The sequence below is a fragment of the Pseudomonas sp. P7779 genome (assembly GCF_013386315.1).
Taxonomy (GTDB): domain Bacteria; phylum Pseudomonadota; class Gammaproteobacteria; order Pseudomonadales; family Pseudomonadaceae; genus Aquipseudomonas.
The window spans coordinates 1-13,117 of record NZ_JACARZ010000067.1 but is presented as its reverse complement, the minus strand read 5'-3'; the positions used below and the strand labels follow the sequence as shown (position 1 = coordinate 13,117).

The following is a 13,117-nucleotide window of genomic DNA, read 5'->3' as shown; positions in this document are numbered from 1 at the left end:
CATCAGGCAATCTGTGGTTTGGAAGCCAGTTCATCAAACGTCGCCGGATCCAGCGCATCCGCCTGCTCGTCCAGCACCTGACGCGGGTGATTATCACCGGGGATACAGCTGTCGATCAGGCTCAGCAACTGTGAGCCGCGCTGGGTCAATTTGAAGTTCTCACCATTGCCGCACTCTTCCTCTGACCGCGACTCAATAAAGCCGTGCTTGAACAACAACGCCTCGTAATCCGCCGCGAGCTTTTTAAACTCATCGAGATTACCGATGGGCTCTCCGGCGGCGGCCCTTTTAGTCGCTTCTTCCTCGGCGTATTTGCGTGGGGCGAAGCTGGCGCCACCGTTCTGTACCTCATGCAACAGTCGTTCGATCAAATCCCAATCGTAAGTCGTCATCCTGATTCCTCCTGAAGGCACACGAAATAGGCCCTTCAAAGGTGTGACATGCCGGACCCGTCGTCCGTTCAGCCTAGCGGACGGACGCGATTTCGCTGAACTTTTCAGTGCTCACGGCCCTCAACCGTTCATTACCGCCATGGAGGTCCGAATCATGAAAACCCTGCTGAATATGGCCGTCGCCGCCACGCTGCTTGCCGCCCTGCCCGCCTGGGCCTGCACGCTCGAAGAAGCCACCGCCAAACGTGAACAACTGGCCAAGGAAGTGACCAAGCTCACCCAACAGAACCCGGAGAAGGCCAAGGAGATCAACGAAGAATTGCAGAACATGAAGTTGGAAACCGCCAGCGCGGACCTGCCCGACAAGTGCCAACTGATCGACCAGCGCCTCAAGGAAATGGACGAAGCAGCGGCCAAGGCCAAAAACTGAGGCAAAAAAAACCGGACATTGTCCGGTTTTTTTATGGCTCAAGCCTTACTCGGCAGCCGGTGCTTCCGGCTTGCGGCGCTTCAGAGGCGCCATGCCGTCCTTGCTGACCAACGACAGGTTGTCGGTCTTTGGACGGTTGGCAATCTTGCGCTTGGTCGGCGACTTGGCACCGGCCTTCTTCTTGTCGCCCTTGGCGTCGACCTTTTTCTTCTTCACGCCAACAGCCTTGCCCGATGCCTTGACCTTCTTCGGCCCGCCGTAGGTGCCTTTGACTTCCTTGATGGTGCGGCGCTCGAACGACTGCTTCAAGTAGCGCTCGATGCTCGACATCAGGTTCCAGTCGCCATGGCAGATCAGCGAGATCGCCAGGCCATCGTTGCCGGCACGCCCGGTACGACCGATACGGTGCACGTATTCGTCGCCGCTGCGGGGCATATCAAAGTTGATCACCATGTCCAGGCCATCCACGTCCAGGCCGCGGGCGGCAACGTCGGTGGCGACCAGGATCTTCACGCCGCCTTGCTTGAGGCGGTCGATGGCCAGCTTGCGGTCCTTCTGGTCTTTCTCACCGTGCAGGACGAACGCCTTGTACTCCTGAGCCACCAGGCGACCGTAGATGCGGTCGGCCATGGCCCGGGTGTTGGTGAACACGATAGCCTTCTGATAGGTCTCGTTGGCAAGCAACCAGTTGAGGATCTGCTCTTTGTGCACGTTGTGGTCAGCAGTGATGATCTGCTGACGGGTGGTCGAGTTCAGGTCGCTGACGTTGTTGACCTGCAGGTGCTCAGGGTTGTTCAGGACCTTGGCGACCATGTCGCGCAGGGTCGAACCACCGGTGGTGGCCGAGAACAGCATGGTCTGCTGGCGGTTGACGCACTCTTGCACCAGGCGCTGCACGTCGTCGGCAAAGCCCATGTCGAGCATGCGGTCGGCTTCGTCGAGCACCAGGACTTCAACTTCCTTGAGGTCCAGGTTGCCGGCGTTCAGTTGTTCGATCATCCGGCCCGGGGTGCCGATCAGGATGTCCGGCACCTTGCGCAGCATGGCAGCCTGGACCTTGAAGTCTTCGCCGCCGGTGATCAGGCCGGACTTGATGAAAGTGAACTGCGAGAAGCGCTCCACTTCCTTCAAGGTCTGCTGGGCCAGTTCGCGGGTCGGCAGCAGGATCAGGGTCTTGATGCTGACACGGACTTTCGCCGGGCCGATCAGACGGTTAAGGATCGGCAGGACGAAAGCGGCAGTCTTGCCACTCCCGGTTTGAGCCGTCACCCGCAGGTCACGCCCTTCGAGCGCGAGCGGGATGGCCGCTGCTTGCACAGGCGTTGGCTCGACAAATTTAAGCTCGGCCACGGCTTTGAGCAGGCGTTCGTGCAGGGCGAATTGGGAAAACACGGGTGCTACCTCGAAGAATTACAAAAAAACAGCTGCATAGGGTAACGGTTTCGGGCGCCGAGGCCGAGTTTCTTTACGCGAACGGGGTTAATCAGGCGCTTTTTTGTCAGGGGATTTGTCCACAACCACAACTTTGACGTACTTAAATGCTCTAATCGGCCCGTCACGTCTTACAGAAGAATCGCGTTTACCCATGGATATCAAACAGCTCTGGCTCAACGTCAAAGACCTTTGGGGCACCCTCGACGAACACCCGCTGCTGCATTCCAGCCTCGCGCTGATGGTGTTGCTGGTAGTGGCATTGCTGCTCGGACGAGTGGCCCGCTACCTCATCCTGCACGCCGTCAAGCTGCTGGGCCGGCAACCCGCGCTGCACTGGCTCAATGACCTGCGGCACAACAAAGTCTTCCATCGCCTGGCACAGATGACGCCGTCACTGGTGATCCAGTTCGGCCTGTACCTGGTGCCGGACCTGAGCAAGACCGCCACCCTGTTCATCGGCAATGTCGCCCTGGCGTTCACCATTCTGTTCATGGTGCTGGCGATCAGTGCACTGCTCAACGCCCTGCTGGACATCTATGCCCGCACCGAACACGCCCGCACCCGCTCGATCAAGGGCTATGTGCAGTTGGCGAAGATGGTGCTGTTCGTGTTTGGCGCAATCATCATCGTCGCCACGTTGATCGACCGCTCGCCACTGCTGCTGCTTTCCGGTCTGGGTGCAATGTCGGCGGTGATTCTGTTGGTCTACAAGGACACCCTGCTGTCGTTCGTCGCCAGTGTGCAACTGACCAGCAACGACATGCTGCGGGTCGGCGACTGGATCGAAATGCCCCAGGTCGGCGCCGACGGTGACGTGGTCGACATCACCCTGCACACCGTCAAAGTGCAGAACTTCGACAAGACCATCGTCTCGATTCCCACCTGGCGCCTGATGTCCGAGTCGTTCAAGAACTGGCGCGGCATGCAGGCCTCCGGTGGCCGGCGGATCAAGCGCAGCCTGTATATCGACGCCAGCGGCGTGCGTTTCATCCGCGACGACGAAGAGCTGAAGCTCACCCAGGTACACCTGCTGACCGACTACATGAGCCGCAAGAAGGCCGAGCTCAAGGCCTGGAACGAAGCCCAGGGCAATGTCGCGGCGATGTCCGCCAACCGCCGACGCATGACCAATATCGGCACCTTCCGCGCGTATGCCCTGGCCTATCTGAAAAGCCATCCGGAGATCCAGCCGAACATGACCTGCATGGTGCGGCAGATGCAGACCACCGCCCAGGGCATTCCGCTGGAGATCTACTGCTTCACCCGCACCACCGCGTGGGCCGACTACGAGCGGATCCAGGGCGATATCTTCGACTACCTGCTGGCGGTGCTGCCGGAATTTGGTTTGAGCCTGTACCAGCAGCCGAGCGGCGGTGACTTGCGGGCGGGGATGTTGCCGGCGGTGCTGGGGGCCAGTCACCTGCCCCCGGCGGAAAAGGCAGTGATGTAACAACAAAAAACGGCACAACCCGAGTTGTGCCGTTTTTTTTGCGTTGGACCTTACTTGACCTGACGCTGCGGCGCGCCGTGAACCATGGTGTAGGCGTAATCCACGCCCATGCCGTAAGCGCCGCTGTGCTCCTGTACCAGGCCCATCACCGCGTCGTAGGTTTCCTTGTGAGCCCAGTCACGCTGGTATTCCAACAGCACTTGCTGCCAGGTGACCGGTACCGCGCCCGCCTGAATCATCCGTTGCACCGACATGTCATGCGCTTCTTTGCTGGTGCCGCCGGAGGCGTCGGTGACGATGTACACCTCGTAGCCTTCAGCCAGGGCTTCCAGGGCCGGGAAGTTCAGGCACACCTCGGTCCACAGGGCCGCCATGATCAGCTTCTTGCGCCCGGTGGCCTTCACCGCGGCCACCAGCGCCTTGTCTTCCCAGGAGTTCATCGAAGTGCGCTCAATTGGCTGCTGGTCCGGGAACACGTCCAGCAGCTCCGGCCAGATATAGCCGCTGAAGCTCTTGGTCTCAACCGAGGTCAGGATGGTCGGTACGTTGAAGATCCTGGCGGCCTTGGCCAGCGCCACCGTGTTGTTCTTCAGGGTCTGGCGATCGATCGACTGCACGCCAAAGGCCATTTGTGGCTGGTGGTCGATCAGGATCAGGGTGGAGTTGGCTGGGTTGAGCAATTCGCGAATAGACATGGTGACTTCCTTTTAATGGTTTCGATTCGGTAAGGGGTGCGTTCAGCGCCGCTGTGAAGCTTTGCTGGCGGCTTGGAAGTAACTTTATGGGATGGATAAAATCGAGACAATTACCTAAAATCGAGAATAATTGATTCTAAAAAAGGGACAATCATGGATCGTATCGAATGCATGCGGGCGTTTGTCGTCACGGTCGGCGAGAACGGCTTCGCGGCCGCCGCGCGAGCCATGGACGTACCGCGCTCAAAAGTCAGCAAACAGATTCAGGCGCTGGAAGAAGCCATAGGCGTGCAACTGCTTCAGCGCACCACCCGCAGCCTGCATTTGACGGAGGCTGGGGCCGAGTATTTTGAAGCGGCGCGTGAAGTACTGGCCGCCCTGGACGAGGCCGAACAGCGGGCTAGAGACGGCATCGGGGAGTTACGGGGAGTGTTGCGGGTCAATGCGCCGATGTCGTTCGGACTGCATCGCCTGGGAAGATTGATTCCGCTGTTCCATGAACAGCATCCACATATCGAACTGCAACTGGTGCTCAGCGACCAACAGGTCGACCCGGTACGCGGTGGTTTCGACGTGACTATCCGCATCGCCAGCATGCCCGACTCAACGATGATCGCCCGCCAGTTGGCACCTGCGCCACGGATCATGGTGGCTGCGCCAGCCTACCTGGCACGCGCGGGCACACCGCAGACCCCGCAAGACCTGCGCCACCACCAATGCCTCAATTATGGGTATCTGCAAAGCGGCGTCAGCCTGCAACTGAGCAAGGGCCAGGAAACCCAGCGGGTCAACGTTACCGGCCCTCTGCACGCCAACAACGGCGACCTGCTGGCCCAGGCGGCAGAGGCCGGGATGGGCATCGCGCTGTTGCCGGACTTTATCGTCGAAGACGCCCTGAGCGCCGGGCGCCTGGTGCCGGTGCTCTGCGAATGGCAGGCGCCAGCAATCACCATCAATGCGGTTTATTCGTCAGCGCGACGCGTGCCGCAAAAGACCCGCGCATTCATTGATTTTTTGCTGACGCAATTGGCGCCGACGACCGCAGGCCCAGCCGGCTGATCCACACCGCCCCGAGAATCACCAACCCGCCCAGCAGCAACCTGCCTAACGGTTCATGCTGATTCCAGATCAGCAAGTTCAGCAACAACCCCACCGGCACATGCAGGTTGTTCATCACCGCCAATGTGCCACCGTTGACCAGGCAAGCGCCCTTGTTCCACCAGTACATGCCCAGTGCCGTGCTGACCAGCCCGAGGAATACCAGCACGCCCCACTGCAACGGCGCTTCCGGCAGGTAGTTGGCCTTGCCGAACATCAGGAACGCCGGCAACGCCACCGCCAACGCGCCGAGGTAGAAGTAGCCAAAGCGCCGGTAATGCGGCAGATCGCTCGGATGACGGGCCACCAGATGCTTATAAAGCACCTGCCCGGCGGCGTAGGTGAAGTTGGCCAGTTGCAGCAGCAGGAAGCCCATGAAGAAGTTCGGGGTGATCTGGTCGAAGCGAATCACCGCTGCCCCCGCCACCGCCACCAGTGCGGCCACCAGCGCCCACGGGTTGAAGCGGCGGTTCAGGGCGTCTTCGATCAGGGTCACGTGCAACGGTGTCAGGATGGTGAACAGCAACACCTCCGGCACCGTCAGTACGCGAAAGCTCAGGTACAGGCACACGTAGGTCACGCCGAACTGCAGTGCGCCGATCAACAGCATGCCGCGCATGAACGCCGGCTCCACCGAACGCCAGCGGGTCAGCGGGATAAACACCAGCCCGGCCAACAGTACACGCACCAGCACCGCGAAATAACTGTCGACGTGACCGGCCAGGTATTCGCCGATCAAGCTGAAGGAAAACGCCTGGATCAGCGTCACAACAAGTAGATAGCCCATGCTCGCCTCATTTTGAATGGGCGCGACATTAGCGGTTTTCCGCGCGTTACGAAACTCAAGGCAAAAAAAACCCGACCTCGCTAAAAGCGTCAGTCGGGCGGGAGCACTCAGGAGCAAAAAGTGCAAAGGGAGGTTCGATACGCGTACTTGAAGGGTTGCGTGGAGCTATCTAAACAGCGGGCGATTATCTGACGATTAACATCTCACGCCACTTGGGCCAACAACGCCTTGGCCTGGTTCAAACCCTTCTCCTGGAAATCACCGCCCAGGTTCACCCCTTCGGCATGAATGAACGTGACGTCATGGATGCCGATAAAGCCCATGACCTGACGCAGGTACGGTTCCTGGTGGTCGGTGCTGCCACCGGCGTGAATGCCGCCGCGGGCGGTCAGCACAAAGGCGCGCTTGTCGGTCAGCAGGCCCTGGGGGCCGGTGGCGGTGTACTTGAAGGTCACACCGGCACGCAGCACATGGTCGAGCCAGGCTTTGAGGGTGCTGGGAATCGCGAAGTTGTACATCGGCGCGGCCATCACCAACACATCGGCGGCCAGCAACTCATCGGTCAGTTCGTTGGAGCGGTCCAGGGAGGCCTGTTCAACCGTGCTGCGCTGCTCGGCAGGTTTCATCCAGCCGCCCAACAGATTGGCATCCAGGTGCGGAACCGGGTTGATGGCGAGGTCTCGTACGGTGATCTGATCAGCCGGATGGGCGACTTTCCATTGGCTGATGAATTGTTGGGTCAGCTGCCGGGAGATTGAATCCTGCTGACGGGCACTGCTTTCGATGATCAGAACACGGGCCATGATTATGTAAGCTCCATCGGTGAATGCTGTAAGGCGATGGAGTGAAGGTTAGACAGGGTCCGTTCGATTAAAAAGCGTAAAAAACTGCTATAACCCATCTAGAAATTTGTTTATAAGCGGAGTATTGCTGTACGCAAGCTCCGCTTTTGCCTTATTTCGGTGCGCAGGTCAGCTGGATACGCATCTTGATGATGGCACGGCTGAAATTGGCCGTGGTGTTGGTGGTTTTCCCTGCCGCGACCGTGACCTTGCGCGTACGCGGGGCTTCCGGACCATTGGTAAAGCGTACCTTGCACTCCGCGTCATTGGGGCCGTAGTTGGTGAGTTGGATCGAACTGATAGTGCTGTCGACGTCTGACGCGCTGTAATCGATCTTCACGCCCTGAATGTCTTTCGTCACATCGGTACTGAATGCAAACGCACTCAACGGCAGCAACGCCAGCAGCACACAACAGAATTTTCTCATTCGGCAGTCTCCAATAAGGACCGCCAGCTTAGGACAAGAGGAGCTCATCTTGAAAGCGCCCCGCGTTACCCTTGATCAATGGCGCACCTTGCAAGCCGTGGTCGACCATGGCGGCTTCGCCCAGGCGGCCGAAGCGCTGCACCGCTCGCAATCCTCGGTGAGCTACACCGTGGCCCGCATGCAGGATCAGCTCGGCGTGCCGCTGCTGCGCATTGACGGGCGCAAAGCCGTGCTCACCGAAGCCGGTGAAGTGCTGCTGCGCCGCTCCCGGCAACTGGTGAAAAACGCCAGCCAACTGGAAGACCTGGCCCACCATATGGAACAAGGCTGGGAAGCCGAGGTGCGGCTGGTGGTCGACGCGGCCTACCCCAACGCCCGCCTGGTGCGCGCCCTCACTGCCTTTATGCCGCAAAGCCGTGGCTGCCGGGTGCGCTTGCGCGAAGAGGTGTTGTCCGGTGTCGAAGAGCTGTTGATGGACGGCATGGCCGACCTCGCCATCAGCGGGTTCATCATTCCCGGTTACCTCGGTACGGAAATGAGCGACGTCGAATTTGTCGCCGTGGCCCACCCCGAACATCCGCTGCATCAATTGCACCGCGAACTGAGCTTCCAGGATCTGGAAAGCCACATGCAGGTGGTGATCCGCGACTCCGGCCGCCAGCAGCCACGGGACGTCGGCTGGCTCGGCGCCGAGCAGCGCTGGACCGTCGGCAGCCTGCCCACCGCCGCCACCTTCGTCAGCAGCGGCCTGGGCTTCGCCTGGCTGCCGCGACACCTGATCGAACGCGAACTCAAGGAAGGCCTGCTCAAGCTACTGCCCCTGGAACGGGGTGGCAGCCGCAACCCGACCTTCTATCTTTACTCGAACAAGGACAAACCCCTGGGCCCGGCCACGCAGATTCTCGTCGAGTTGCTGCGCACCTTCGACACTGCACCACTGGACGCGCCATTCGCCGCACCGCAGCAAGCCTGAACAAGGAGTTCACGTGGCCTATTTCGAACATGAAGGTTGCACCCTGCATTACGAGGAATATGGCCACGGCGCGCCGCTGATCCTGATCCACGGCCTGGGCTCCAGTTGCCTGGACTGGGAACTGCAAGTGCCCGTGCTGTCCCAACACTATCGCCTGGTGGTGGTGGATGTGCGCGGTCACGGCCGCTCCGACAAACCCCGTGAGCGCTACAGCATCGCCGGCTTCACCGCCGACCTGGTGGCCTTGATCGAACACCTGCATTTGCCGCCGGCCCACGTGGTCGGCCTGTCCATGGGCGGCATGATCGCCTTTCAACTGGCAGTGGATGAGCCGCAAATGCTCAAGAGCCTGTGCATCGTCAACAGTGCGCCCCAGGTCAAGGTTCGCAGCGCCAGCGACTATTGGCAGTGGGCCAAGCGCTGGAGCCTGGCGCGCATCCTCAGCCTGAACACTATCGGCAAGGCCCTGGGCAGCCTGCTGTTTCCCAAGCCCGAACAGGCCGAACTGCGGCGCAAGATGGCCGAACGCTGGGCAAAAAACGACAAACGTGCTTACCTCGCCAGCTTCGATGCGATTGTTGGCTGGGGCGTACAGGAACAACTTTCGAAAATATCCTGTCCAACCCTGGTCATCAGCGCCGACCACGACTACACCCCCGTGGCGCAAAAAGAAATCTATGTAAAACTGCTGCCCGATGCGCGGCTGGTGGTGATCGAGGATTCCCGCCATGCCACGCCGCTGGACCAACCCGAACGCTTCAACAACACCCTGCTCGATTTTCTCAAGACAGTCGAAACCACAACCCAGGATCACTGACCCATGCTGAAAAAAATCGCCTTCTTTGCCGGTTCCGTACTGTTCGCTGCCAACCTGATGGCGGCCGAACCCGCCAAGGCACCCCACGTCTTGATCACCACCACCAATGGCGACATCGAGATCGAACTGGACCCGGTCAAGGCCCCGATCAGTACCAAGAACTTCCTGGCCTATGTCGACAAGGGCTTCTACACCAACACCATTTTTCACCGGGTAATCCCGGGCTTCATGGTGCAGGGCGGTGGTGTTACCCAGCAAATGTCGCAAAAGCCGACCGAAGCACCGATCAAGAACGAAGCCAGCAACGGCCTGCATAACGTGCGCGGCACCCTGTCGATGGCGCGTACCAACGACCCGAACTCCGCCACCAGCCAATTCTTCATCAACGTTGCGGACAATGCCTTCCTCGACCCGGGCCGTGATGCCGGTTACGCGGTGTTCGCCAAAGTGGTCAAGGGCATGGACGTAGTCGACATCATCGTCAACTCGCAGACCACCACCAAACAGGGCATGCAGAACGTGCCAATCGATCCTGTCCTGATCAAGTCGGCCAAGCGCATCGACTGAAGGCTACAGGGAGTTTCGCGCGGGGCCCGCAAGGCGTCGCGCGCATTTGAACAGGAGAGCCCGCCGCGCGGGCGTCAGACCCAATGCTCTATCGTCGTTTTGAACAACTGATCGACATCTTCCGCGAACCTCCCAGCGCGGCCCCTCCAGACAAAGTCCTACCCTTCTACGTCTATTACCTGCGCCAGGTATGGCCAAGCTTTGCCGCCTTGCTGGTGGTGGGCCTGATCGGCGCGCTGATCGAAGTGGCGCTGTTCAGCTACCTGAGCCGCATCATCGACCTGGCCCAGGGCACGCCGCCCGCCAACTTCTTCCAGATCCACGCCACCGAGCTGATCTGGATGGCCGTGGTCGCCCTGCTGTTGCGCCCGATCTTCGGCGCCCTGCATGACCTGCTGGTGCACCAGACCATCAGCCCCGGCATGACCAGCCTGATCCGCTGGCAAAACCACAGCTATGTGCTCAAACAGAGCCTGAACTTCTTCCAGAACGATTTCGCCGGGCGCATTGCCCAGCGCATCATGCAAACCGGCAACTCCCTGCGCGACTCCGCAGTGGCCGCCGTGGACGCGATCTGGCACGTGGCGATCTACGCCATCAGCGCCCTGGTGCTGTTCGCCGAAGCCGACTGGCGCCTGATGATCCCGCTGATCACCTGGATCGTCGCCTACAGCCTGGCCCTGCGGTACTTCGTGCCACGGGTCAAGGAGCGCTCGGTCATCTCCTCCGAGGCACGCTCAAAACTGATGGGGCGGATCGTCGACGGCTACACCAACATCACCACCTTGAAGCTGTTCGCTCATACGAATTTCGAGCAGAACTACGCCAGGGAAGCCATTGTCGAGCAGACCGAGAAAACCCAGCTGGCCAGCCGCGTCGTGACCAGCATGGACATCGTGATTACCACCATGAACGGCCTGCTGATTGTCACCACCACCGGCCTTGCCCTGTGGCTGTGGACCCAATCCCTGATTTCGGTGGGCGCCATCGCCCTGGCCACCGGCCTGGTGATTCGTATCGTCAACATGTCCGGCTGGATCATGTGGGTGGTCAACGGCATTTTCGAAAACATCGGCATGGTCCAGGACGGCCTGAAAACCATCGCCCAGCCGCTGGCAGTGACCGACCGGGAAAATGCCCCGCGCCTGGAAGTGCCCCATGGCGAGGTGCGGTTCGATCAGGTGGATTTCCACTACGGCAAGAAGAGCGGGATCATCAGCGGCTTGAACCTGGCGATTAAACCGGGTGAAAAGATCGGCCTGATCGGTCCGTCCGGCGCGGGCAAATCCACCCTGGTCAACCTGCTGTTGCGCCTGTACGACCTGCAAGGCGGCCGTATCCTGATCGACGGCCAGAACATCGCCGACGTCGCCCAGGAAACCCTGCGCGAACAGATCGGCATGATCACCCAGGACACCTCGCTGCTGCACCGCTCGATCCGCGACAACTTGCTGTATGGCAAGCCGGACGCCACCGACGAAGAGCTTTGGGCCGCCGTGCACAAGGCCCGCGCCGACGAGTTCATCCCATTGCTGTCGGACGCCGAGGGCCGCACCGGCCTCGACGCCCACGTAGGCGAACGCGGGGTGAAACTCTCCGGCGGGCAACGCCAGCGCATCGCCATCGCCCGGGTACTGCTCAAGGACGCGCCGATCCTGATCATGGACGAAGCCACCTCCGCGCTGGATTCGGAAGTCGAAGCGGCGATCCAGGAAAGCCTGGAAACCCTGATGCAGGGCAAGACAGTGATCGCCATCGCCCACCGGCTTTCCACCATTGCCAGAATGGACAGGCTGGTGGTGCTGGAAAAAGGCCAGATCGCCGAGACCGGCAGCCATGCCGAGTTGCTCGCACACGGCGGTTTGTATGCGCGATTGTGGCAACACCAGACCGGTGGCTTCGTCGGAATAGACTGATTCCGTTGGTTAACTGCAACCTCAATTCCGAACAATTCTGACAGTTTTCTCTATCCCGCTGGTCTTGCGACACAATCCTGCTGTACTCCAATCAGGCCCCAGGAGGGCCCTGATTTAAGGCAGCAGGGATGCATCACAGACCCGTTAATCAGATAGAGCAATCTATTAAGGATGTGTTCATGTCACTGTTCAAACGTTCCGTTACGGAAGGACTGGGTACGTTTTGGCTGGTGTTGGGTGGCTGCGGCAGTGCGGTACTGGCCGCATCGTCCCCGGTCGGGATCGGTGTGCTCGGTGTGGCCCTGGCGTTCGGGCTCACGGTGCTGACCATGGCATTTGCCATCGGGCACATCAGCGGTTGTCACCTGAACCCTGCAGTGTCGGTGGGGCTGGTAGTGGGCGGAAGATTTCCGGCCAGGGAGTTACCGGCGTACATCGTGTCCCAGGTAATCGGCGGCGTCGTTGCCGCTGCATTGTTGTACTTCATAGCCAGCGGCAAGCCGGGGTTCGAACTGGCTTCGGGCCTGGCCAGCAACGGCTACGGCGAGCATTCGCCTGGTGGTTATTCGATGGCAGCGGGGTTTGTGTGCGAGCTGGTGATGACGGCGATGTTCGTGTTGATCATCCTCGGCGCCACCGACCGCCGTGTGCCGGCGGGCTTCGCGCCCATTGCCATTGGCCTGGCGCTGACGCTGATCCACCTGATCTCGATCCCGGTCACCAACACCTCGGTCAACCCGGCCCGCAGTACCGGCCCGGCGCTGATTGTCGGCGGTTGGGCGCTGCAGCAGTTGTGGATGTTCTGGCTGGCGCCGATCCTGGGTGCAGTGGTAGGCGGCTTGGCCTATCGATGGCTCGGCACGGAAAAAACCGCCTGAGCCAAACGGGTTCAGCCCTGCCGGTAAGGCAGGGCTGCCTGTTCAGTTAAAGAATGCGGGCGTCCAAACAAAGCAGATCAAGGTGGGAGCTGTCGAGCCCCGACGAGGCCGCGATGGGATCACCGCGCTGTACCTGCCAGACCGCAGCGCCTGCATCGCAGCCTCGCCAAGGCTCGACAGCTCCCACAATTGCTTCGCCCCCCCATACAGTATTCAGCCCTGCCGGTAAGGCAGGGCTGACCTTAATACTGTTCAGTTAAAGAGCGCCGGCGTCCAAACAAAGCAGATCAAGGTGGGAGCTGTCGAGCCCCGGCGAGGCTGCGATGGGATCACCGCGCTGTACCGGCCAGACCGCAGCGCCTGCATCGCAGCCTCGCCAAGGCTCGACAGCTCCCACAATTGCTTCGCCCC

14 protein-coding genes are annotated in these 13,117 nt (G+C 60.3%); 8 read left to right on the top strand and 6 right to left on the bottom strand.

Annotation, left to right across the window (positions count from 1 at the left end; genetic code table 11):
- Nucleotides 1-2: 2 nt before the first annotated feature.
- Nucleotides 3-392 (bottom strand): hypothetical protein, encoded by a 390-nt coding sequence (locus HX869_RS19730; protein WP_003210719.1) that lies wholly within the window; start codon nt 390-392, stop codon nt 3-5.
- A gap of 154 nt (nt 393-546) precedes the next feature.
- Here HX869_RS19730 and HX869_RS19725 point away from each other — a divergent pair, with 154 nt between their 5' ends.
- On the top strand, nt 547-822 hold the full coding sequence (locus tag HX869_RS19725; protein ID WP_063032478.1) for a hypothetical protein: 276 nt from the start codon (nt 547-549) through the stop codon (nt 820-822).
- A gap of 45 nt (nt 823-867) precedes the next feature.
- Here the strand turns inward: HX869_RS19725 and HX869_RS19720 are convergent, their stop codons facing one another.
- Nucleotides 868-2,214 (bottom strand): DEAD/DEAH box helicase, encoded by a 1,347-nt coding sequence (locus tag HX869_RS19720; protein ID WP_063034035.1) that lies wholly within the window; start codon nt 2,212-2,214, stop codon nt 868-870.
- Between the two features lie 193 nt (nt 2,215-2,407).
- Here HX869_RS19720 and HX869_RS19715 point away from each other — a divergent pair, with 193 nt between their 5' ends.
- On the top strand, nt 2,408-3,706 hold the full coding sequence (locus HX869_RS19715; protein ID WP_003210716.1) for a mechanosensitive ion channel family protein: 1,299 nt from the start codon (nt 2,408-2,410) through the stop codon (nt 3,704-3,706).
- A 50-nt stretch (nt 3,707-3,756) separates the two neighbouring features.
- On the opposite strand, the gene HX869_RS19710 is transcribed toward HX869_RS19715, so the two are convergent.
- On the bottom strand, nt 3,757-4,401 hold the full coding sequence (locus tag HX869_RS19710) for a hydrolase (RefSeq protein ID WP_003210715.1): 645 nt from the start codon (nt 4,399-4,401) through the stop codon (nt 3,757-3,759).
- Between the two features lie 153 nt (nt 4,402-4,554).
- On the opposite strand from HX869_RS19710, the gene HX869_RS19705 reads away from it, so the two are divergent.
- On the top strand, nt 4,555-5,460 hold the full coding sequence (locus HX869_RS19705; protein WP_177040345.1) for a LysR family transcriptional regulator: 906 nt from the start codon (nt 4,555-4,557) through the stop codon (nt 5,458-5,460).
- On the opposite strand, the gene HX869_RS19700 is transcribed toward HX869_RS19705, so the two are convergent.
- The 3 genes from HX869_RS19700 to HX869_RS19690 all read right to left on the bottom strand — a co-directional run bounded on the left by HX869_RS19700 (nt 5,405) and on the right by HX869_RS19690 (nt 7,555).
- A complete protein-coding gene (locus HX869_RS19700; RefSeq protein WP_087692555.1) occupies nt 5,405-6,286 on the bottom strand; it encodes a carboxylate/amino acid/amine transporter in 882 nt (293 codons plus the stop codon). The two genes, HX869_RS19705 and HX869_RS19700, sit on opposite strands and share 56 nt — an antisense overlap.
- Nucleotides 6,287-6,489: 203 nt before the next feature.
- On the bottom strand, nt 6,490-7,089 hold the full coding sequence (locus HX869_RS19695) for an FMN-dependent NADH-azoreductase (protein WP_003210712.1): 600 nt from the start codon (nt 7,087-7,089) through the stop codon (nt 6,490-6,492).
- 151 nt (nt 7,090-7,240) lie between these two features.
- Entirely contained in the window at nt 7,241-7,555 is a 315-nt protein-coding gene (locus tag HX869_RS19690) for a 3-phosphoglycerate kinase (RefSeq protein WP_177035903.1), read from the bottom strand.
- Between the two features lie 49 nt (nt 7,556-7,604).
- Here HX869_RS19690 and HX869_RS19685 point away from each other — a divergent pair, with 49 nt between their 5' ends.
- The 5 genes from HX869_RS19685 to aqpZ all read left to right on the top strand — a co-directional run bounded on the left by HX869_RS19685 (nt 7,605) and on the right by aqpZ (nt 12,706).
- Nucleotides 7,605-8,528, top strand: a complete 924-nt coding sequence (locus tag HX869_RS19685) for a LysR family transcriptional regulator (RefSeq protein ID WP_003210710.1) — start codon at nt 7,605-7,607, stop codon at nt 8,526-8,528.
- A 13-nt stretch (nt 8,529-8,541) separates the two neighbouring features.
- Nucleotides 8,542-9,345: an alpha/beta fold hydrolase gene (locus tag HX869_RS19680; RefSeq protein WP_087692557.1), complete on the top strand. Its 804-nt coding sequence runs from the start codon at nt 8,542-8,544 to the stop codon at nt 9,343-9,345.
- 3 nt (nt 9,346-9,348) lie between these two features.
- The gene (locus HX869_RS19675; protein ID WP_178903546.1) at nt 9,349-9,912 is read left to right on the top strand and encodes a peptidylprolyl isomerase; all 564 of its coding nucleotides are present in this window, start codon (nt 9,349-9,351) and stop codon (nt 9,910-9,912) included.
- Nucleotides 9,913-9,995: 83 nt separating this feature from the next.
- The gene (locus tag HX869_RS19670; RefSeq protein WP_003210707.1) at nt 9,996-11,828 is read left to right on the top strand and encodes an ABC transporter ATP-binding protein; all 1,833 of its coding nucleotides are present in this window, start codon (nt 9,996-9,998) and stop codon (nt 11,826-11,828) included.
- 179 nt (nt 11,829-12,007) lie between these two features.
- The gene (aqpZ, locus tag HX869_RS19665) at nt 12,008-12,706 is read left to right on the top strand and encodes an aquaporin Z (protein WP_178903545.1); all 699 of its coding nucleotides are present in this window, start codon (nt 12,008-12,010) and stop codon (nt 12,704-12,706) included.
- Nucleotides 12,707-13,117: the final 411 nt, after the last annotated feature.